Here is a 22,128-nt window from a genome sequence, read left to right on the forward strand (position 1 = left end):
TGGCCTGTCACTTTTCTGAAAATTCCAGCGGAATTTTCACAGGTTCGCGATTGTTTGCTAAATTGGGTGCCAAACAACGCAACGGATCATACACCCGGCCGTTGTAGCCAATTAAATAATGAAGGATTACAGATTAACAATTATAACTGAAAACCAAAAATCTCTAGAAAAGGCAAATATGCTTGGTAGTTTAATTTGTAACACTTTGAATACAAGGGAAACGTTTGAAGCTACAAAATATGACAAGTTCGAAAACTCATACAAGATTGAGTTTTCAGGACAAATAAAAAATTTGGAGAATTCAATAAGCGAATCAATTGAATTAACCGATAGAATTGTCAATTCTTGGTCGGTAGAATTTAAAAGAAAAGAAAATGAAATTGCCCTTTTATTCACTAAAACTGAATTCTCTAATTTTAGAAAACAAGAGTTCAATGTAATAGTGTGGGCAAATTTTGAAATGGATTAGAAATGGATTTTAAGTTGTGGCTGGAATTTGAAGAAGTTGATCCTAATAATTGGGATGTAGAAAACGAATTTGCTAACATTCATGTTAACCTTGATGATGGCAGGCATTATGGAATAAACATTTGGACTTTCAAATTCTTGGAGACTTCAATCAAAAAGGACGAAGAAAGCGGAGAGAATTTGAACGGGTTATATCAAACTCCCCCAGATTTGTTTGTAAAGGAACTCACTAGAGATTGTATTGAAAAAACGATTGCTGACTTATTGCAAAAAGGAAATTTAGAAGATGTTCTGAACCCAACGGTATTTGATAATGAAAAGTAAAACTGGCTACAACACTGTGTAAAAACGCATTAAAACGCATTTTACACCAGAACGTTGTACACAAGCTCTGAAAAACCACCGCACAGTCAAGCACATTTCATTTTGCTCGTGCCTCACAAAATAAAAAGAGCTTGCCTTTTCCCAACGATAACGGGTGAATTAAATATCCCGAAAATCTAAATAATCATCCCGTTTTTATATATTTGTTTCAAACATTTCTAAATAATGACAGAAATAGGAAAGCTCTTAGATAAAAAATCAGTCAACAAGGCTGAAATATCAAGAAGAACAGGAATTAGTGCTTCTCGACTAAGCGAATTAAGCCTGAAAAACTCTACTCGTTTAACAGCTGAAGAACTGTATTTAATTGCATTAGCCATCGACAGTGAGCCTGCCGATGTTTTAGAAGAAGTTTGCAAGCATCTCAAAATTGAAAATAAATAATGGCAAAAGTACCATTTAAAGTATCTGCACGAACTGCAAAACTGATAGGATTAGAAAACTTTTCTAATGCCGAAGGTGCTATCATTGAGCTTATTAAAAACACATATGATGCTGACTCAGAAATTTGCGTTACAGTATTTGATTTACGTTACATTGAAATAGAAGAGGTATCAGAGGACGGCGAAACTGTAAAAAAATTAATTCCCGATTTAAAGAATAGCAGTATTTACATCATCGACAATGGAGTTGGAATGACTAAAGGTGTGATTTCCAATCAATGGATGACTATTGGTACAGATGAGAAATTATATTCCCATACATCAGAAGGAGGAAGAGTTAAAACAGGAGCTAAAGGTATTGGAAGGTTTGCATTAAACCGTTTAGGACTTTCTACGGAAATGCATACAATTTCAAAGACAAAAAAGGAAATTGGAAATTATTGGGAAGTTAATTGGAGTGATTTTGATGCCAAAGGAGCAGTTGTTTCTCAAGTAAATGCGGACTTAGAAGATGAACCCAATTTAAATCTAAAGTCTCTATTAGAGGAAAAATTTAAAGACAATAAAACAATAATTGATGTTATAAATGAAAAGTCTTTCGAAAATGGAACAATTATCAAAATCTCTAACTTAAATGATAATTGGGAATTTGAGCAACTTAAAAAGTTATATGACAATTTAGAAATTCTCTTACCGCCAAAAGAGCAGGCTGATTTTGAAATCTATTTTTTTAGTCTACCAAATCAGAACGAGTTTGGCAAAGTTAAAAGTGCTTACTATGATGATTTTGACTATAAAATAAAAGCCGAATATAAAGGAGATGAAAACAGAACTCTTATAGTTGAAATAACTAGAAATGAATTTGATATTGATGTTATAGAAAATCGTTACAAGGAAGTATTTGATTTTGACCCAATGAAAAAATTCCCTTATCAACTGGAAGATTTCAAAAAAAGGCCAATAATAATAAACACTAGCCTTAATGATATTTTTTCATCCGAAGTGGATGATAGTTTAATTTCTAAAATAGGCAAGTTCGGTTTCACCTTTTACTTTTTAAAAAATACTATATCTGATGATAAGCAAGATGGCGATATCAAAAAATATCCGTATAAACAGTTTAACAGTACCAATAGAAAAAACTGGCTAAAAAAATTTGGAGGTGTAAAAATTTTTAGAGATGATTTTAGAATTAGACCTTATGGTGAAAAAGGTGAAGATTGGCTAAAGCTTGGAGAACGACAGAGTCAAAGTCCTGGTGGTGCAGGTCAAAAACTAGGTGGTTACAGAATTAGACCTAACCAAATTGCAGGTACCGTAAATATTTCTAGAATTCATAATGACAGTTTTCAAGATAAATCAGGTCGAGAAGGAATTCGAGAAAATGATGTTTTTGATTTATTTAAAAATCTATTAATCGAAATAATCGGATTATTTGAAAATGACAGAAATGTCATAATGTATCATTTATCTGAACTATATAAAAAACGTAACAAGGAAGAGGAAGAAAAAAGAAAAGCTCAGGAAGAGGCAGATAGAATAAATAAAGAAGAGGAAGAAAAGGAACAAGCTGGAGAACCCACAGATGAAGAAGCAAAAAAAGATGAAGGTAGCGATACTGAATCTGGAGGAACAACAGAGACTGAAAAGTCCCTAGCAAAAGGTATAAAAATTCTATCCCAAGAGATAGAAAATAAAGATGAAGAGATTCGATTACTTAGAACCTTTGCGAGCACTGGCCTGATAATATCATCTTTTGCACACGAAGTAAAGAGTCTTAGGTCTAGGTTAATTCCGCGTACCTCATTTCTACTTAGAGAGCTTAAAAATCACATAAATGAAAAAGATTTAAAAAGTCTGGACAAGGATGATAATCCTTTTTATATGATTAAGCTTATTCAAGAAGAAGACACAAAATTAAAGCATTGGTTAGAATACTCACTTAATTCAATTACAAGAGATAAAAGAGAGCGTAAAAACTTAAGCTTTGGGAGATATTTTGAAGGTTTTAAATCAAATTGGCAAAAGGCAATTGAGCAAAGAAATGCAACTATTGTTCTAAATGGTACTAACGAAGATTCATATACGATTAGAGCATTTGAAGTTGATATGGATTCCATTTTCAACAACCTTCTTTCTAACTCTCTTAATGCTTTAAAAGGTGTAAAAAGAGAGAAAAAACAAATTGAAATAAGTTGGAAAAGGATTGACGATAAAATTGAAATATTATTCTCTGATAACGGTAAGGGTCTAGATGCTCAATACAAAGATAATCCAGAAGACATTTTTAAATTATTAGAGTCGTCAAAAACCAATAAAAAAGGAGAAAAAATAGGAACAGGACTTGGTTTATATATTGTTCAATCGATTGTCGAGGAATATAATAATGCTTCAATTAGCATAATGAAAATCGAAGATGGTTTAACCTTAAAATTAGAATTCCAAGTTAGAAAAGATAATTAGTATGAAATATAAATTAGTATATGTAGATGAAGATGATGGTTGGTTAAATACATTTTATCAAACATTCAAAGGCGATTTTGATATCTTGAGAATAAAAGCTGATTCTACGACAACGTTAGATGGTATTGTCAATACAATTTTCGAAAACGAAGTTGATGGCTTAGTAACAGATTATTTACTTGACGAAACAGGTGAAGTTGATTTTAATGGTAACAATATTGTTGATGCAGTAAGAAGTTATAAACCGTATTTCCCTGCAATAATGTTGACTTCGTACGAACCTCAAGCAATTAGTCAAACTGAAGATGTAAATATTATAAATGGTAAGGATATATTGGATGGAGAAAATAAGGAAAGACTAGAAATACTTCGAATTAAAATTAAATCCAATATTGATAGATATTATTCACTTATTCAAAATACAGAATCTCGTATTGAAGAATTAGTAGAAAAAAGAAACAATAATGAATTAGAGCCATTCGAAGAAGAAGAGCTAACTAAACTTTTTATTCTTTTTGATGAACTAGAACCAGAAGGAAAAGATATGCCAGCTAACCTAATTAAAGATGAGGCTATAACGAAATTAAACGAGTTTGTTTCGCAAACAAGAGAGATTCTTGATGAATTAAAAAAGACTAAGGAGTAATGAGTGAATTTCGTGCTAAAACGCCTAAAAGACGTAATATAACTACGACTGTCTCTAATTATCGTAAGCATAAGGATAATCTGAAAATAGATTATTTAGATAGATGTGGTTATTGTAATAGTATAGATACTTGGCGTTTTGTTTGGTTTGAAATTGACCATTTTGTCCCTCAGAAATATTTAAAAACTATAAAGGACACAGATTACATAAATTTAGTTTATGCTTGTAGGTCTTGTAATAATTCTAAAAGAGCAAAATGGCCAACAAAAGATGAGAAAAAGCACAATGAAAATGATGAAGGTTTCATAGACCCTTGTGATGATGAATATGCAAATCAATTTGACAGGACTGGTAATGGAAGAATTCTTCCAACAACTAATATTGGACATTGGATGTATAAAGCTTTAAAACTATATAAACCACAACACGAAATAATCTGGTCTTTAGATGAATTAGACAAATTAATACAAGAAATCGAGGACATTCTCAAAACTAAACCGAATAATCAATTAAAAGATAAACTTTTGGACTGCTACCGAGAATTTATGGCGTACTCTAAAAAGTTAAGCAATGAAGGACTCTAAAAAACATACAGGTTCTTATTACACGCCTGCATATTTAGCAAGCTTTATTTCAAAAAGAGTATTGTCTTATTTTGAAGGGAGAAAGCGTGTTTCAATATTGGAGCCCAGTGTTGGCGATGGGGCTTTCGTGACTGAATTAGCGAAAGAGAGAAATGTTAATATCAATTTAACTGCATTAGATATTAACGGAATTGAATTGAAAACGGCTTCGGATAAATGGAATGGAAAATCTGCTTCATTTGAAGAAACGGATTTCTTAGAGTTTTCAACCACTAAAAATTATTCAGCGATAGTTGGTAATCCGCCATATGTGAAAAAGAACATACTTACTTCAAAACAAATTCATCTTAGTAAAAAAATACATTCTGAAGAAGACTTGACGGAAGCATCAGTTAAAAATATTTGGACTACATTTTTAGTAAAATCTAACACATTACTTGCAAAAAATGGAGTCATAGCATTTGTCTTACCATCAGAATTATTACAGGTTAAATTTGCAGAAGAAGTTAGAGAATATCTAAAAAATCAGTTCGAAAGAATAGAAATCTTTACATTCAACGATTTAATGTTCGAATGCAAAGGGCAAGATACAATAGTACTTTTCGCATATAAAAAATCGGAAAACAAAGGAGAATTTTTTACCAACATTACTTCAAAAGAATCATTAGAAAATAATAGCTTCGTTTTAAGAAATAACCAACTATTGGTTTCTTCAAAGGTTAAATGGACACATCATTTTTTAACTACTGATGAACTAACATTTATTGACAATCTAAAGGGAGAACTTAAAACGGTAAATGACTATTCAGATTCTAAGCCTGGAATAGTAACAGGTGCAAATAATTATTTCATAATTGATAGAGAAACTGAAGGCAAATTCAATTTATCACAATATACAAAGCCAATTATCCAAAAAGGCCTTTATGTAAATGGTAGTGTTGTATTTGATGAAAATGATTTTAAAGAGCTTGAAGAAAGTAATCGTCCGACAAGGCTTCTACAGCTTAACGATAATGACAAGATTTCAAAAAAACTATGCGAGTATTTAAAGATAGGTGAATTAGAGGAGATTCCAGACAGATATAAATGTCGAATCCGAAAAAATTGGTATGTAATTCCAAATATTTCAGAAAGACCAGATGCTTTCTTTTTTAAAAGAAGTCATTTATATCCAAAACTTTTAAAGAATAATTCAAATGCTTTTGTGACAGATTCTGCTTATAAAGTCAGTATGAAAAGTGGATTTGATTTGAACAGTTTCATTTATTCATTCTACAATACGCTAACCTTACTTCTTTCCGAATTAGATGGCAGATATTATGGTGGTGGAGTTTTAGAATTAATTCCAAGTGAATTTAAAAAGTTACCAATTCCATACTTTGAGATTGAGCAAAATCAGTTTGAAAAATTCACAGCTGATTATAAAAACAAGTCTAATATTGAGCAAATATTAAATCAAAATGACTTTAATATACTTAACTCAGCTTTGGGAATGAACTATGATAATCTAAAAAAACTGACGGAAATAAGAAATAAATTAAAGAAGAAAAGATTACGTGAATATGCCAACACTTAAAGCCATACACATTTGCAATTCGCACCAACCAATGCTAAAGCCAAAAATTGCAAAAGAGTATGTCTTTGCCAATGCTGAATGCCAATCTGAACGGAAAAAAGCCAGTGTACAACAACGTATATAAAAAATAGCGGTTTAATCGCTTAATCGAAAGAAAATGAATAAATTAAAGGTCAGTGATAATTCGAAAAGTTAGTGTGAAAAAACCGCTACTTTTCATATACAAAACCGTTATGTGCAAGCTGAAAAAACTGACTGTAATCAATGAAATTTAGATATGTATTTCTTGGAATCGTTTCATTCTTCTTGTTCAGTTGTGGACATTCGAAACGAAAATCTGATTTGATAGCAAATTATGAGGAGCATTCAACGGAAATAATGAACGTCAAAAACTATTTTGAACAAATAGTGCCAGAAAATTTCAATGTCAGAATCCGTTATGAGTCTTCGGACGAAATAGATTTGATTGTATATGAACGACTCAATGATTCAACAGACAAAGAATTGCTATTTCGAAAATGGAATATCGATATTGATAACTACATAGAAGAACCTCAAAGCGATTATGACAAAAAATATCACGGAAAGACAAACTCTTTCGAACTTACCAAAACTAAACTGAATTGGACGAATGAAACCATTGAAGAATTATACGATAAACTGGAAATCGCAGATTGTATAGGAATATCAAATTGGGAACCCGTCGAAATTGAATATGGGTATAACGGACTTGGAGTTTATTCTTATAAAATATTCAACGAAAAACTGAATGGAGAACTAATCGAAAAATATAATGATGGTTGCAACGATATATATTACAAAGACAATATAGTCCTATCGTATGCTGGGGGTGCAATCGGAATGCAATGTTTTGAAGACTATAAGCGGAAATAAAAGCCAGCACATAACAAGGTGTAAAAATGCATTGTGAACGCATTTTACACTAGACCGTTACAAGCAAGCCGAGAAAAACATTATGGAAGGAACATTATTTCACGAAATATTAGCTAAATCTAAAGCAGAAAAAGAAATTATTGGAATTTGGCAGTATGGAGATGACAACGGATTTTTATCTGGTTATGTTGTTGATTTCAATGAGGATTTAGTTGTTTTTCAACACTTCACCAAATACGGAAAAACAGACGGAATTATTACTTTACAGGTTGCTGGAATACAGAGTATTGATGTTAAAGATGATTATGCAAAAGCAATGGAATGTCTGATAGAATACTCTGCAATTTTGGAAAAAGAATCTGAATTTAAACCGCAACTGAACTCGACAGAAGAATGGCAGTCTGAATTAATAAATCAATTAGCGGAGAATAGCGAAACTCTCGTGAGTTTGGAAATTAATGGCGGATATTTTTCAGGATATATAAAAAAAGCAACTGAAACTGACTTCGAAATGAACTGTGTCGGTAAGATGGGCGAAGACGAAGGTAATGTTATCTATCGTATAGAGAATGTGACTGAATTTAGATTACACGATTGGGACGATAGAAAGAAAGATTTACTATTCAAATGGAGAAAGGCCAGCTTGTAACAATGTATAACCGCAATTACGGCGGATTCGACTACGTCCGAATCCACTCGGAATTGCGAGCATCAGTGCCAAACCGAAAATTAACGCATATTAACCCGTAACTGACGGTTATACGAAACCGTTACGTGCAATGCATTAACTTATAATTCTTTCGGGCAGGCCCATTGTGCATTTTCAATGATCTTCTCTCCTACCCGCCCCAATTTTGTGGGCCTCTTTGCCGTCCCTCGCCCTGGGCCATTTTTTTGGGTCGCAGCTCGCAAAAAATGGTTTGATGGTCTTTGCCCTTTTGCCAAGGCCTTACCCTTACGGAGAGCAGCCTTGCGGATAGGGCTTAGGTCCCTCCCTCCTATCTGAAGGCGTCATTTTTTGGTCGCCGCACGATGGGCACTGGCCCTCTCGCGGTCTGATGGACGAAGCCTTGCGCGACCCTCAGCGATGAAAAAAATGGCTGGGAGTTTGGCCGCCGCTCACTTGCCATGGCTTGGACCGCACAGCACCTAACAAGGTGTATGATCCATTGGCTATAGCCTGTTCCTTTCCTGAAAATTCCTGCGGAATTTTCACAGGTTCACGATTGTTTGCTAAATTGAATGCCGAATCGCCGCAACAGGATCATACACGCGGCCGTTGTGCGTCATACCCAAAAAAACCAAAAAAGTTGACTGAAGAAATAAAAACAGAGTTAAAACGAATTGAAAAAGAAAAGGAAATTCAAATTCTCTATGCAGTTGAATCTGGAAGTAGAGCTTGGGGATTTGCCTCTACTGACAGTGATTGGGATGTGAGATTCTTATATATCGAAAATCCGAATTGGTATTTATCCATTGATGACAAAAAGGATAATATGGAAGTAATGTTGCCAAATGATTTAGATTTTGCAGGTTGGGAATTAAGAAAAACTTTAAAATTATTTAGAAAGTCAAATCCACCTTTGTTAGAATGGTTGCGAAGTCCTTTTATCTATTTAGAACAATATTCGACAGCGGAAAAAATGCGTGAATTGACCAAATATTATTTTAATCCAAAGTCTTGTACTTATCACTATTTGCATATGGCAAAGGGAAATTATCGAGACTATTTACAAACTGATTTAGTAAGAGTTAAAAAATACTTTTATGTTTTGAGACCAATATTAGCTTGTAAATGGATTGAATCTATGGGAACAATGGCACCAATGGAGTTTGAAAAACTTGTAAATACTCAAGTTGAGAATCCTGAATTGAAAAAAGAAATTGAGAATTTATTGGAGCGAAAAAAATCAGGAGAGGAACTTGACAAAGAACCTCGAATTGAGATAATTAATGAATTTGTTGAAAAGCAAATTGGACATTTTGAAAATAAAGTAAAAGATTATAATAAAAATTTCAAACCAGAAACTGAAAAGCTTGACAAGCTATTTAGAGAAACATTAAATGAGGTTTGGAAATAAAAAAGTACGAACGCACAACAATGGCTATAAGTAATTGCTTGTTCTCGCCTACTTCTGAAAATCCTCGCGGATTTTCTATTCGGTTTGTATTTGCTAAATGAGTTGCTGAAACAACGCAACGAAATCATACACAAATACGTTGCCATTAATAGGAAATGACTATAAACTATCAACTTACAGATTCGGATTTTTTAGAATATCAGCTTTATACTTCTTCAAAATCTAAATTAGATAAAAAGAGACGATTTCGCTCTCGAATAATTATTCCGATAATTTACTTGGTACTCGGACTATTTTTCGCAAACCAAAGCGGAAAATTCGGAATTGGAATCGCATTCCTAGTATTTGGAATTTTTTGGTTTGTATTCTATCCATTGTATTCCAAATGGAGATACAAAAACCATTTTAAGAAACACGTTGAGGAAAATTATAAGAATCGGATAAATAAACCTGTGGAAATTCACTTTGACGAAAATTCTGTGAATGCCAAAGATTTTACATCTGAAAGCAAAATAAACGGAACTGAACTCAAAGAACTGATAGAAACTAAAGACCATTTCTTTATAAAACTAACAACTGATTTATCTCTGATTGTCCCAAAACACTCAATTGGAAATCAATTGGAATTTAAAAAACGAGTGACCGAACTAGGAGCTCAATATGTTGACGAACTAAACTGGAAATGGAAATAAAAAGTACCAATGGCAACAACGGTAACTGTTGCACAAGCCTCTAAACGATGAAAAACCCAAGCCATTTAGTGAGCTTTAAAGGTATTTAGTATGTCAAATGCGCTTTTGCTACTTGAATTTTAGGCTTGCTTAAAAATGGTCATAGGCAGTGAAGCCCTCACATGTGCTTCAATCGGCGTGTTAGAAAACCAATAATTGTACGAAAATTGTACGAAGCTAACTAAATGAATTATATAAATCCCTTCTAACACGGATATCACAGGTCTATAACACGTTAGATTACGGCTCAGAAGGTTGCAGGTTTGAATCCTGCCGAGGTCACTTAAAGCGCAAACCCTGTATGAAAATGCAGGGTTTTGTATTTTCTGCGAGCGTTGAAAGCTTTGCTTTCATAAGTGAGCAGGGAATACAAAACTGTAGCGCCTTAGCGGTACAAGTTTGCATTTTCAGAAAGGAGCTCAAAGGAAAACCGAAGGTAATCCTGGCTATGGCAGGCAGGCCTGCCGAGGTCACTTAAGAATGAAAAGCTCGCCACAAGGCGGGCTTGTTTGTTTGAACAATATCACTGCTTGCCTGGAATCGAAGTAAAAACAAAGAAGCCGCCAAATCAAAGATTTGGAGCTTTTCATTTGGACCACAAAGCTCATACCATAATTTGCCCTTTGCAAGTAAAAATTTATTCATTTTAGATTAGTTTCGACATAAAGAAGCCATACTGGCATCAAAAATTCATAAAAGCACTTTTTATCTTCCCGATCTTGCTAATTTTTGTTTTAACTTAACAAGGTCTTTTAATAAATCTAAATATTAAAGATTCACAAAATCAATCTTTAATGAAATTCAAGATCACACTCTTTTTTATACTGTCTTTTGCATTGTGTCTTGGGCAAAAATTCATTCCACAGATCGATAATTTTGATTTTGGTGAAAATCAAAATTGGGGTGTAGATGTAGGACACAATGGACTGCTATTTCTCGCTAATAATAAGGGGCTCACAGTATATAATGGCCAAAAATGGGATTTATTCGAATTGCCAAAGAAAACTATTACGAGATCCGTTTTTGTAGATAATGAAAGGATATATACAGGGTCCTATGAAGAGTTTGGTTACTGGGAGAAAGACTCAAAAGGTAACTTCAAATATTACTCTCTTAGCGCACTCTTTAAGAACTCGGAAAATATTGATAGTGAGGAATTTTGGCAGATTCTAAAGTTTCAAGGTAATATCTTTTTCCGATCCTTTGGTGGTTTGTATAAATATGATGGAGAAACTATCTCAAAAATAGACAACAGCGAAGGTGTTTCTGCCATGACCTTCTATAATAATGAACTGCTTGTCGCAACACCCACTAATGGTATGCAAATGTTGAAAAATGACCATTTGGTTTCATTTTATAGGATAAGAGCAAGTACCTACAAAAACATAAAGTGTTTGGCCTCATATAGAGGTAGGCTTTTTTTATATGACAATGTCAAAGGTGGTTTCCTTTTCGATGGAAGAATATTTTCGAAAATTGAAGAAGGCATAAATAGTACCTTAAAGGAAAATGTTATCAATAATGCGGTTTTCGTAAACAAAGAGAAGCTTGCGCTAGGAAGTATAAAAAACGGCATTTTAATTTATGACATTAAGGAAAAGACATTGTCCAGTCTAAATAAAAAAATAGGGCTCAACAACAATACCGTCTTAGGACTGGATCATGACAACGGGAATCTATGGGCAGCACTCGACAATGGTATTAGCAAGATCAATCTAAAAAGCTCTTACAGGTATTATTTTGACCTTAATGGCGACTTAGGTACCGTTTACGATATACAATATTTTAATGGAAATTATTATTTAGCGAGCAATACCGGCATTTATACCTTCAATGATGATCAACTGGTTCTTATCGAAAATTCCGAGGGCCATACGTGGAATCTTTCAATCATTGACAATAAAATATACTGTGGGCATAATGAAGGCATATACCGGATTGAAAATAACAAAATGGCGCCAGTGGCACTAACTTATGGCGGTGTCTATGGTTTTACTAAAATACCCTACCAAGATAATAGTTATTTGCAAGGCACTTATTCCGGCATAAGCTTAATGAATTTTAAGAATGGAGAAATAATTGTTTCAAAAATTCAGGGCATAGACGTTCCAATAAACAAGATCATTTTTGAAAGCGATAGAAAAATTTGGGCCACCCACCAATACAAGGGTCTCTTTAGGTTAACATTAGATGAAAATTATCAGAGGATAACCGATATTGAAACATTTACCAGCGATATTAATATTGATGAGTATAAAACTGGGATATATAAAATTGGCGATGAACTCCTTTTTTATAACTCAAACAAATGGTTCAAACTTGGTGACCCAAATACTTCAGGCAGCAGATTCATCGAAATTAAAAAACTTAGAGGCCTGAGTTGTATCGGTGTTGAAGAGGATGGTGCTTGGTTTCTTGATAGTAAAGAAAAAAGCACCTTGTTATTCTTGAACAATTCATTTGAACTACGGACGAAACTAGTAGATTTTGAGATCTCAAAGTATTTTGTCTCAAACTATGAAAAGATCATTGTTGAAAATGATTCGATAAGGCTACTGAATCTCAACGAGGGATTCGCAAAGTTCAATGTGAACTCAATCGTTAAGGAAACGGTTTCTGAACCGTTCATAGATAAGATCTATTCTTCGAAAAATAGTTTTTCAACCCTTAACTTCTCCAAACTTAAAATCCCCTATGAAAAGAGTAGATACTTGACTTTCGAGGTTTATACACCTTACCTGCTCGAAAACAAAATGGAGTATGTCTTGTCTGGCGAGACGTATCAGAATCAGGCCATTGAAAATGGTCAATTCACTTTACAAAATCTCGATCACGGTAATTACAACTTAGATATATACAATGGGTCCTCTAACAAGGCCGATCTAAACAATGAAAATGGTTCTGGTAAAACCAGTCTGTCCTTTGAAGTTTTACCGCCTTGGTATTATTCAAAGCTAGCGTATGTAACGTACTTTTTGCTCATCCTGTTGATGGTCTATCTTGTTTATCGGAGAAATCGATTAAAACTTCAAAAAGAGCAAATGTTATTAAAGCAAAAGTATGCTCGTGAAGTAAAAGAAAAAATTCACACACTCGAAAAAGCAAATCTAAAGAACCAAATAGAGGATAAAACCAAAGAACTTACCAATTCTGCAAGGTCCGTCATCAAAAAAAATGAAGCGATCATCTTATTGAGGAATGAATTAAGCCGATTGAGAGAGCATTCTCCCGATAACAACAGGACCAATAAAGTATTGAGGTCTTCTAAAGAGTATATAAATATCAAGAATGACTGGCAACAATTTGAAAAGAACTTTAAATCGATCAATAAGGACTTCTTTGCGAATTTAGTTAAACGCCACCCTAAAATGACCACGAGAGATTTGAAGCTCTGTGCGTATATAAAAACTGGCTTAACATCAAAAGAAATCGCTCCTTTGATGGGCATCTCTAAAAGAGGAGTAGAATTACACCGCTATCGCGTTAGAAAAAAACTAAACGTTGACAAGAGTGAGAATTTCAATGATTTTCTCAAAAATTTTTAACGATATCCCAAAATAACTGTTACTTTTTTTATTTATTAACAGTTAAAACAACTCATCATTAATACATCAAACTGTTAATTTTATTCGTCATTTAAGACTAAAAGATATTGATTATCAACTATTTAGTTTTTTAAAAAAAAATTTGCGCTTTCACAATATCGTTTTCGTGCATAGCTTTGTCTTTGTTACATAGTCTACAATGAAATCAGGCCAATATACTTTATCAATAACCGATATGAACAAAAAATATACGCTCGTTTTTTTGCTAGCGTCTCTTGCAATAAACACCGTCTTTTCTCAAGAATTAATTTCTGGTTTGGTAACATCTAACGAGGGTACGCCAATACCCGGTGTCAATATCGTCATAAAAAATACCACACGGGGTACACAGACGGATTTTGATGGAAACTATTATCTAGAAGCTTCTGCTGGTGACGTTCTGGTTTTTTCATATATAGGTTTCCAAACACAAGAGGTTACCATCATTGAAGGTAAAGCAACCTATGATATAACCTTAGCGGATGATGTAAGTGAATTGGATGAAGTTGTCGTAATAGGTTATGGTACGCAGAAAAAAGAAGTGCTTACGAGTTCGGTGTCCCAAATCGGTGGAGAGGAATTAGCAGAAGAATCCGTCTTAAATGCCACCCAAGCATTACAAGGTAAGGCGTCGGGAGTACAGATCATTGCCTCTGATGCTCCAGGTCAAGCCTCAACAGTGGTCATTCGAGGTCTTGGAACGGTGCAAGGTGGTCGTGACCCTCTTTATGTGGTGGACGGAGTCCTCACCGATAACATCAATAATATCAATACCGCCGACATCAAGTCTATAAATGTATTAAAAGATGCTGCTTCCTTAGCCATCTATGGAAACAGAGGAGCCAACGGGGTCGTAATTGTTACAACTAAAGATGGTAAACCTGGAAAGATGCAGGTCAACTTCAATTCATACACCGGTTTAAGGAATATTCTAAGCAGGGTCAAGATGGCCAATGCTGCACAATTTGTCATATACAGTAACGAGGCGGCTTTAAGAGATCTATTAAATGATAACGATCCCTCGAACGATGATGATTTTAGCGATTTCATTCCGACGAATCAGCAGTTCAATACGAACTGGCTCGATGTGATCACGCAAACAGGAACAATAAGAGATTATTATTTGTCTCTTTCTGGAGGGTCAGAAAAGATCAATGCTTTTTTTAGCGCTGGTTTTAACGATGAACAAGGTATACTTTTAAACAATGATTTTAATCGGCTGACCTTAAGGAGTAACGTAGATTATCAAATAAGCGAAAAATTAGATTTTTCACACAAATTCGGTGTACAACTCGCTAGCGGTTCACCTCAAAGCTTTGGTTTGTTCACGTCGGCATACAAGCAATCTCCCATTATTCCAGCCAGACTGGAAGATGGGACATTTGGTTCCTCTATAGAGATCAATAACGTAGCAAACCCTTTGATCGATGCAAGCAATGAATTCAAGAGAGAAAAGAATAAATTCTTTAAGGTTCAAGGAGCATTCAAACTAGATTATAAATTGTTGGACAACTTAACGTATACCTCTCGTTTTTCCATTGAGACGGAATATGGTAGGTTTTATAGTTTTAGAAACAGATTAGGAAGGTTTCTCGCAGACAATCCCTCTAACACCGAGAGTAGTTTCGAGGGTGGAGTCGAAAATCCTGCCAGAACGCGTCTAACGGTAACTCATACCAATACGTATCGATGGTTTATTGATAATTATTTTACCTACGATAAAACCTTCTTTGAAAAGCACGACATCAATCTCACGTTGGGTATCACCGCAGAAGAGAACCAAAATGAATTATTATCAGCGACGAGAAATAATGTACCCTTAGACACAAATTTAAACTTCAATCTGAATACGGGCGATGAAGATGACACTCAGTCAAATACAGGCGCAATAAGTGTTAAAGATAGATTGTATTCTTATCTAGCTAGATTGAACTACGATTACGATGGTAAATATTTATTTGGCGCCTCTTTTAGACGTGATGGGTCGAGCAGGTTTCAAGAAGGAAGTCGTTTTGGGAATTTTTATGCTTTGAGCGCCGGATGGGTCTTGACCAAAGAAGAATTCTTCAAAAGCGAAATTTTTGATATCTTAAAACTACGGGCAAGTTTTGGTCAACTCGGTAACCAGAATGTTCCTTTCAATGTACTCACAGCCACTACCGGAAGCGGCGGTTTCTATGCTTTCGGACCAAATCAGGATCTACAGCAAGGGATCACCATAACGGGGACAGTTGAAGAAGACTTGTCTTGGGAGGTTACCGAAGAGACGAACGTTGGGTTAGAGTATGCCATGTTGGACAATAGACTTACAGGCGAGATCGATTTTTACAAAAGGGTGAACACAAATGCCATCCTTCAGATCGAATTGCCAGACGTTATTGGTTTTGACCCTTTTAATTCGGCCGTAGGCGAAGTAGAGAACCGAGGTATTGAATTTTCAATAGAATGGTCGGATAAAATTGGCAAAGACTTTTCATATTTTATCGGAGGTAACTTTACTTATAATGAAAACGAGATCACGAAGGTGACCAACCCATTTTTTGATGAGCAAATTGGAGGTTTCATCGATAATGGTCAATACACTAAGAAAATTGCTGTTGGAAGGCCGCTCGGAAGTTTCTTCCTGTATGAGGTAGAAGGCATCAATGAGGATGGCGAGCTTGTTTACAAAGACAATAACAATAACGGTATTGTGGATGAGGGCGATAGAAGATTCTATGATTCATATTTACCAAAATTCTATGGAAGTTTAAATCTTGGACTGAATTATAAAAACTTCGATTTTAGTACTAATCTGTTCGGGAGTTTTGGAAACAGCGTGTACAACGGAAAAAAAGCCCAGCGATTCGGAAACGAAAATATTGAATTAGCCACATTCAATAATAGGTTTACATCTGGGAGGCCTAGCAACACGACGCCTAGAGCGTTCAATGATGTTCCGTTATCATCGAATTACTATTTGGAATCTGGTGATTTCATCAGGGTAAATAACATCACAATAGGCTATACATTGCCCGAGAACGCTATAAAGTTCTTAGAAAAAGCACGGATCTACGCCTCAGCCCGTAATCCATTCATTTGGAAAAGATTCTCAGGCTTCACACCAGAACTTCCAGGTGCACCACTTGGGTTAGCAGGTATTGAGCTCAACGCCTACCCTACCCTTCGTTCTTTTTATATAGGATTGAATACATCATTTTAAAAATGAAAAAGCCATGAAGAATAAAATAATTTTTGCCTTTTGCGCCCTATTGGCTCTTGCAACAGTCGTGAACACCTCTTGTACGGAGGACTTTTTAGCCGTAGAATCTAATCAGGAGACAGAATCGGCAATAAGTGCCGATCGTGCACCAGAACTTGTAAACGCAGTTTATAATAGTCTTTTAACTTGGGAAGTCAGCTCTTTTAGCTGGACGGGCATTACAAGCATAGCGTCCGATGATGCCGACAAAGGAAGTATCCCAAGTGATACTGGTGGCGATAAACAACTCCTAGATGCGCTAAATATTTCTCCAACATTGATCTCTATCGGCGATGTCTGGAGGGGACATTTTGATGGTATCCAAAGAGCGAACCAAGCAATCAACAGAATCGAGCGTTTTGAAGATATAGACGCTGATTTAAAGGACCGCCTTATTGGAGAAGCCAAATTCCTTAGAGCACTATTTTATTTTAGGCTCGTACAAACCTACGGTGGGGTGCCCATTATTACGTCGATAAATAGTCTAGATGATATAACGGCCGATCTATTACAAAGAGCCACCAAAGAAGAGTGCTATGCCTTTATAGCACAAGATCTACGCGATGCCATCGATGCGCTTCCCGAAAAAAGTGAATACCCAATTTCAGAATTGGGAAGAGCCACCAAAGGTGCTGCCAAGACACTTCTTGCCAAGGTACAAATGTACCAGAACAACTGGGCAGAAGTTCAAGATCTTACAAACGAAATAATAGCTTCTGGCGAATACGGATTAACCCCCAACTATGAAGATATTTGGAAAGAAAGCAACGAGAATAACATAGAATCTATCTTTGAGATTCAATCTAGAGGAGAAGATCCCGCCGCAGGTGTGGATAAATATAGCACCATTCAAGGTGTGAGAGGTCCTGGTGGATGGGGCTGGGGTTTCAATACTCCATCCGAAGATCTAAATAGCTCTTACGAAGCTGGGGATCTAAGAAGAGATGCAACTATCATTTATGCTGGCGAAACTTTATTTGATGGTAGAGAGATCAATATAGATGCGCCAAATCCACGCTATAATCAAAAGGCCTATGCCAGCGAACTCACCGAGGCCGAGATCACAGGAAAAAATGTCCGTCTCTTCCGATACGCAGAAGTCTTGTTAATGAATGCCGAGGCTGCTGCTGTCATAGGTGGAGATGTTCTTACACCCTTAAATCAAGTTCGCGTTCGTGCCGGACTCGCACCGCTAACCAATGCAACTCAAATGGACGTATGGGAAGAGCGCAGATTCGAATTGGCCTTTGAGCATGATCGCTACTTCGACCTTATAAGACAAGGGCGTGCAAGCGAAGTTCTCAATGCTAAAGGAATTCCTTTTGAAACCGGAAAACACGAAGTTTTTCCTATACCTCAAGAACAAATAGATCTAAGTGGTGGAGCGCTACAACAAAATCCAGGATATTAATACCTAAAAAGAATGAAATTATCAATTAACGAGGGGATGAAAATGAATACAATATATACAACATTTTTCTTAGTGGCTTTTTTCGTAAGTGGTTGCAATAATAACGATATAGATCCGCCACCACCCGATGTAGGTTTTATTGAGGAATCAAATGTTGAGACATTGCCTTTTGAGGTGCTTTTAGAAACTGTTCAGCGTACGACCTTTGGTTATTTCTGGGAATTCGCAGAACCCAATAGTGGTTTGGCCAGAGAGCGCTCACAGGCGGATGGTATCGGTGGTGAAGCACCAAATATCGTTACCATTGGTGGCTCTGGATTTGGTATTTCATGTTTTCCTGCTGCCGTAGAGCGTGGATGGATATCAAGGGAAGATGCCATACAAAGACTAGATAAAATACTTACATTCTTAGAGAATGCCGAAAAATATCACGGCACATTTTCACATTGGTATTACGGTGATTCAGGGATTACCCGACCATTTAGCGATCTGGATGATGGTGGTGATATCGTTGAAACAGCTTTCTTAATTCAGGGACTTTTAATTAATAGACAATACTTTTCTGCCTCAGATGCAGTTGAGGCTGGTATCCGTGACAGAATTACTGCCATTTGGGAAGCTGTAGAATGGGATTTTTTTGAACGAGGACAAAATGTCTTAACCTGGCATTGGTCGCCAGAAAACGAATTTGCGATAGACCTGAAAATTCAGGGTTGGAATGAAGCTTTGATCGTCTATGTGTTGGCAGCTTCATCACCAACACATGGCATTGCGAAGACGGTATATGATAACGGCTATGCTCGCAATGGAGATTTTGTGAATGGCAATACCTATGTGGGCACTCAATTGCCGCTAGGAGAACCGTTTGGCGGTCCACTATTTTTTGCACACTATTCATTCATAGGGTTAGATCCCACAAACCTAAGTGATCAATATGCCAACTACTATGAACAAAATAGAGCACATTCACTGATCAACTATGAATACTGCAAAAACAATCCTAATGATTACAGAGGATACAGTGAAGAATCTTGGGGATTGACTGCGAGTGACAATTATCAGGGTTATTCGGCCCATAGTCCAACGAACGATCTTGGGGTGATCACACCAACCGCCGCATTATCCTCATTTCCCTTTACCCCAGTTGAATCTACTAGAGCTTTAGAGCATTTTTATTATGATAAGAACGATGAACTTTGGGGCCCCTATGGTTTCTACGACGCTTTTTCAGAAGAATTCAATTGGGTGGCAGATGGGTATTTGGCCATCGACCAAGGTCCTATTATAGCCATGATAGAAAACTACAGAACGCAATTGTTATGGAACCTATTTATGCAAGATACAGATATTCAAAATGGCTTGAATTTGTTAGAATTTAATTATTAAAAATGCTAATGTCCTTTAAAAAGAAAATAGAGACGACTTTTTTATCGTTGATCATAGGTTTTTTTACCTTTTCACAGTATTCCTGTAACGAACAGCAGAAACCCGAAAAAAAAGATAGTGTTGCGGATATCGAGCGTCGTGTAGATTCAATAATGAAATTAATGACGCTCAAAGAAAAAATCGGTCAAACAGTCCTTTATACGACCGAACACGATGTAACCGGTCCCGTTATCGATAAAAATTATTTGAATTACCTAAAGTCTGGCGGCGTTGGAGCGTTATTCAACGCCACTGGATCTGCCTTTACAAGAAAATTACAAAAGATAGCTGTAGAGGAAACAAGATTGGGAATTCCATTGATTTTTGGATATGACGTGATCCATGGTTATAAAACCATTTTCCCAATACCGATGGGCGAAGCCTCAAGTTGGGATCTAGATCTGATACAAGAAAGTGCACGGATAGCTGCATTAGAAGCCTCCGTTGAGGGGCTACATTGGACTTTTGCTCCTATGGTAGATATAGCGAGAGACCCTAGATGGGGCAGAATAGCCGAAGGAGCCGGTGAAGACACCTACTTATGTACAAGAGTATCAGAGGCTAGAGTAAAAGGATTTCAAGGGGAAAGCTTAAATAACCAAGAAACGATATTAGCGTGTGCAAAACACTATGCGGCCTATGGCGCTGCCCAAGCTGGAAGAGACTATCATACGGTGGATATCTCGAAAAACACCTTACATAATGTGTACTTGCCGCCATTTGAAGCCTTGGCAAAAGCAGGTGTGGCCACCATGATGACTTCATTTAATGAGATAAACGGCATACCTGCTACAGGAAATCACTATCTATTGAGAGATATCTTAAGGGAGCAATGGAATTTTGATGGTTTTGTTGTTACAGATTATACCTCCATCAACGAAATGGTACATCATGGCTATGCCGAAAATTTGAAGCACGCCGGAGAGTTGGCGATGAACGCTGGCGTAGATATGGATTTGCAGGGTGGGGTCTACTTGGAACATATGGAAGCGTCTATTCGTGAAGGAAAGATTTCGGAAGAACGGCTGGATGAGGCAGTAAAAGCCATCTTAAAAATGAAATTTAAGCTTGGTTTGTTCGATGACCCCTACAAATACTGCCAAGAGGAAAAGGAAAAGGCGGTGATCTTGAACCAAGAACATCTTGAAGCTGCCAGGGATGTGGCAAGAAAGTCAATGGTGCTCTTAAAAAACGATAACGCCATCCTACCCCTAAATAAAGAACAAAAAATAGCTCTTGTTGGACCATTGGCCAATGATGAATATCATATCATAGGAAATTGGGTGGCACAGGGAGATAGAAACGGAACAGCGGTTAGCGTAGTTGAAGGATTCAAAGAAAAAAGTATCGATTTTAACTATGCCAAAGGATGTAATATTGAAAATGAACTAGTTGATTTTTCCAAAGCAATCTCAATTGCAAAAGAAGCAGATGTCGTTGTGATGGTCATGGGAGAGTCAGAGCGAATGAGCGGTGAAGCGGCCAGCAGAACAAGTATAAAACTACCGGCGATCCAAAGGAGTTTTATCAATGAAATAAACAAACTAAACAAGCCTTTGGTTCTAGTACTTATGAATGGTAGGCCCCTAGATCTATCAGATGAGGTTCGGCAAGTCGATGCCATTTTAGAAACATGGTTCCCCGGTACCAGTGGAGGTCATGCGATCGCCGATGTCTTGTTTGGAGATTATAATCCTTCTGGAAAACTTACGGTAACATTTCCGAGAACTATAGGTCAGATACCGATTCATTACAATATGAAAAATACCGGACGGCCGGCCGATATCGAAGGTGCAAACGAACGCTATACCTCAAAATATATCGATGCCCCAAACTCACCCTTGTTTCCATTTGGCTATGGTTTAAGTTATACAAAATTTGAATATGGGAAGCCCGAATTATCCAATAACGAACTCACTGCTGACCAACCTATTTCCATAAAAACAAAAATTACAAACATAGGTGAAAGAATGGGCGAAGAAGTTGTGCAACTATATGTAAGAGATCGTTTTGGCAGTATAACACGACCTGTGAAGGAGTTAAAAGGATTTCAGAAAATAACACTCGAAAAAGGGGAGTCAAAGGTTGTGACCTTTACCCTAAGTGTTGATGATTTGAAATTTTTTGATGACCATCTTGATTTTGTAAATGAGGCAGGTGAATATGATCTTTTCGTCGCAGGAAGTTCTGATCACGAATTTACCAATAGCTTTTCATTAGTATTGAAATGATCCAAAAAATAAAAACCAATCAGTAA

The 22,128-nt window shown here is 36.2% G+C and carries 17 protein-coding genes; 16 read left to right on the top strand and 1 reads right to left on the bottom strand.

Going from position 1 to position 22,128, the window contains the following annotated elements; translation table 11 throughout:
• Window positions 1-118: 118 nt before the first annotated feature.
• The 11 genes from ACFQ1M_RS00005 to ACFQ1M_RS00055 all read left to right on the top strand — a co-directional run bounded on the left by ACFQ1M_RS00005 (window position 119) and on the right by ACFQ1M_RS00055 (window position 10,171).
• The gene (locus tag ACFQ1M_RS00005; protein ID WP_386402051.1) at window positions 119-469 is read left to right on the top strand and encodes a hypothetical protein; all 351 of its coding nucleotides are present in this window, start codon (window positions 119-121) and stop codon (window positions 467-469) included.
• Window positions 470-471: 2 nt separating this feature from the next.
• Window positions 472-792 carry a hypothetical protein gene (locus tag ACFQ1M_RS00010; RefSeq protein ID WP_386402054.1) on the top strand — a complete coding sequence of 107 codons (321 nt, stop codon included), beginning with the start codon at window positions 472-474 and terminating at the stop codon, window positions 790-792.
• A gap of 225 nt (window positions 793-1,017) precedes the next feature.
• The gene (locus tag ACFQ1M_RS00015; RefSeq protein WP_386402057.1) at window positions 1,018-1,236 is read left to right on the top strand and encodes a helix-turn-helix domain-containing protein; all 219 of its coding nucleotides are present in this window, start codon (window positions 1,018-1,020) and stop codon (window positions 1,234-1,236) included.
• Window positions 1,236-3,698, top strand: a complete 2,463-nt coding sequence (locus tag ACFQ1M_RS00020) for an ATP-binding protein (protein ID WP_386402060.1) — start codon at window positions 1,236-1,238, stop codon at window positions 3,696-3,698. The genes ACFQ1M_RS00015 and ACFQ1M_RS00020 overlap by 1 nt, the downstream gene beginning before the upstream one ends.
• Before the next feature lies 1 nt (window position 3,699).
• Complete coding sequence (locus tag ACFQ1M_RS00025; protein ID WP_386402063.1) at window positions 3,700-4,344, top strand: hypothetical protein; 645 nt, start codon at window positions 3,700-3,702, stop codon at window positions 4,342-4,344.
• Window positions 4,344-4,928, top strand: a complete 585-nt coding sequence (locus ACFQ1M_RS00030) for an HNH endonuclease (RefSeq protein ID WP_386402066.1) — start codon at window positions 4,344-4,346, stop codon at window positions 4,926-4,928. The genes ACFQ1M_RS00025 and ACFQ1M_RS00030 overlap by 1 nt, the downstream gene beginning before the upstream one ends.
• A complete protein-coding gene (locus ACFQ1M_RS00035; protein WP_386402069.1) occupies window positions 4,915-6,504 on the top strand; it encodes an Eco57I restriction-modification methylase domain-containing protein in 1,590 nt (529 codons plus the stop codon). The genes ACFQ1M_RS00030 and ACFQ1M_RS00035 overlap by 14 nt, the downstream gene beginning before the upstream one ends.
• Before the next feature lie 264 nt (window positions 6,505-6,768).
• The gene (locus ACFQ1M_RS00040) at window positions 6,769-7,398 is read left to right on the top strand and encodes a hypothetical protein (protein ID WP_386402072.1); all 630 of its coding nucleotides are present in this window, start codon (window positions 6,769-6,771) and stop codon (window positions 7,396-7,398) included.
• Window positions 7,399-7,480: 82 nt separating this feature from the next.
• On the top strand, window positions 7,481-8,047 hold the full coding sequence (locus ACFQ1M_RS00045) for a hypothetical protein (protein ID WP_386402075.1): 567 nt from the start codon (window positions 7,481-7,483) through the stop codon (window positions 8,045-8,047).
• A gap of 661 nt (window positions 8,048-8,708) precedes the next feature.
• A complete protein-coding gene (locus ACFQ1M_RS00050; protein ID WP_386402078.1) occupies window positions 8,709-9,479 on the top strand; it encodes a nucleotidyltransferase domain-containing protein in 771 nt (256 codons plus the stop codon).
• A 155-nt stretch (window positions 9,480-9,634) separates the two neighbouring features.
• Window positions 9,635-10,171 (top strand): YcxB family protein, encoded by a 537-nt coding sequence (locus tag ACFQ1M_RS00055; RefSeq protein ID WP_386402081.1) that lies wholly within the window; start codon window positions 9,635-9,637, stop codon window positions 10,169-10,171.
• Window positions 10,172-10,684: 513 nt separating this feature from the next.
• Here the strand turns inward: ACFQ1M_RS00055 and ACFQ1M_RS00060 are convergent.
• On the bottom strand, window positions 10,685-10,855 hold the full coding sequence (locus ACFQ1M_RS00060) for a hypothetical protein (protein ID WP_386402084.1): 171 nt from the start codon (window positions 10,853-10,855) through the stop codon (window positions 10,685-10,687).
• Window positions 10,856-11,004: 149 nt separating this feature from the next.
• Between ACFQ1M_RS00060 and ACFQ1M_RS00065 the strand changes: the two genes are divergently transcribed.
• The 5 genes from ACFQ1M_RS00065 to bglX all read left to right on the top strand — a co-directional run bounded on the left by ACFQ1M_RS00065 (window position 11,005) and on the right by bglX (window position 22,102).
• Complete coding sequence (locus ACFQ1M_RS00065) at window positions 11,005-13,755, top strand: helix-turn-helix and ligand-binding sensor domain-containing protein (protein WP_386402087.1); 2,751 nt, start codon at window positions 11,005-11,007, stop codon at window positions 13,753-13,755.
• 235 nt (window positions 13,756-13,990) lie between these two features.
• Complete coding sequence (locus ACFQ1M_RS00070) at window positions 13,991-16,996, top strand: SusC/RagA family TonB-linked outer membrane protein (protein WP_386402090.1); 3,006 nt, start codon at window positions 13,991-13,993, stop codon at window positions 16,994-16,996.
• Between the two features lie 13 nt (window positions 16,997-17,009).
• Window positions 17,010-18,446 carry a RagB/SusD family nutrient uptake outer membrane protein gene (locus tag ACFQ1M_RS00075; protein WP_386402093.1) on the top strand — a complete coding sequence of 479 codons (1,437 nt, stop codon included), beginning with the start codon at window positions 17,010-17,012 and terminating at the stop codon, window positions 18,444-18,446.
• 12 nt (window positions 18,447-18,458) lie between these two features.
• Window positions 18,459-19,832, top strand: a complete 1,374-nt coding sequence (locus ACFQ1M_RS00080) for a glucoamylase family protein (protein WP_386402096.1) — start codon at window positions 18,459-18,461, stop codon at window positions 19,830-19,832.
• An 8-nt stretch (window positions 19,833-19,840) separates the two neighbouring features.
• Complete coding sequence (gene bglX, locus ACFQ1M_RS00085) at window positions 19,841-22,102, top strand: beta-glucosidase BglX (protein WP_386402099.1); 2,262 nt, start codon at window positions 19,841-19,843, stop codon at window positions 22,100-22,102.
• Window positions 22,103-22,128: the final 26 nt, after the last annotated feature.

Origin of the sequence: Sungkyunkwania multivorans (genome assembly GCF_042675645.1) — a bacterium.
GTDB classification, from domain to species: domain Bacteria; phylum Bacteroidota; class Bacteroidia; order Flavobacteriales; family Flavobacteriaceae; genus Sungkyunkwania; species Sungkyunkwania multivorans.

Bases quoted from the DNA above. Each gene is read 5' to 3' on its own strand.
- ACFQ1M_RS00010 (WP_386402054.1), top strand. From the start codon at position 472: ATGGATTTTAAGTTGTGGCTGGAATTTGAAGAAGTTGATCCTAATAAT.
- ACFQ1M_RS00065 (WP_386402087.1), top strand. From the start codon at position 11,005: ATGAAATTCAAGATCACACTCTTTTTTATACTGTCTTTTGCATTGTGT.
- ACFQ1M_RS00060 (WP_386402084.1), bottom strand. From the start codon at position 10,855: ATGAATAAATTTTTACTTGCAAAGGGCAAATTATGGTATGAGCTTTGT.
- ACFQ1M_RS00055 (WP_386402081.1), top strand. From the start codon at position 9,635: ATGACTATAAACTATCAACTTACAGATTCGGATTTTTTAGAATATCAG.
- ACFQ1M_RS00070 (WP_386402090.1), top strand. From the start codon at position 13,991: ATGAACAAAAAATATACGCTCGTTTTTTTGCTAGCGTCTCTTGCAATA.
- ACFQ1M_RS00040 (WP_386402072.1), top strand. From the start codon at position 6,769: ATGAAATTTAGATATGTATTTCTTGGAATCGTTTCATTCTTCTTGTTC.
- ACFQ1M_RS00080 (WP_386402096.1), top strand. From the start codon at position 18,459: ATGAAATTATCAATTAACGAGGGGATGAAAATGAATACAATATATACA.
- ACFQ1M_RS00015 (WP_386402057.1), top strand. From the start codon at position 1,018: ATGACAGAAATAGGAAAGCTCTTAGATAAAAAATCAGTCAACAAGGCT.
- ACFQ1M_RS00005 (WP_386402051.1), top strand. From the start codon at position 119: ATGAAGGATTACAGATTAACAATTATAACTGAAAACCAAAAATCTCTA.
- ACFQ1M_RS00020 (WP_386402060.1), top strand. From the start codon at position 1,236: ATGGCAAAAGTACCATTTAAAGTATCTGCACGAACTGCAAAACTGATA.
- ACFQ1M_RS00045 (WP_386402075.1), top strand. From the start codon at position 7,481: ATGGAAGGAACATTATTTCACGAAATATTAGCTAAATCTAAAGCAGAA.
- ACFQ1M_RS00025 (WP_386402063.1), top strand. From the start codon at position 3,700: ATGAAATATAAATTAGTATATGTAGATGAAGATGATGGTTGGTTAAAT.
- ACFQ1M_RS00035 (WP_386402069.1), top strand. From the start codon at position 4,915: ATGAAGGACTCTAAAAAACATACAGGTTCTTATTACACGCCTGCATAT.
- ACFQ1M_RS00030 (WP_386402066.1), top strand. From the start codon at position 4,344: ATGAGTGAATTTCGTGCTAAAACGCCTAAAAGACGTAATATAACTACG.
- ACFQ1M_RS00075 (WP_386402093.1), top strand. From the start codon at position 17,010: ATGAAGAATAAAATAATTTTTGCCTTTTGCGCCCTATTGGCTCTTGCA.
- bglX (WP_386402099.1), top strand. From the start codon at position 19,841: ATGTCCTTTAAAAAGAAAATAGAGACGACTTTTTTATCGTTGATCATA.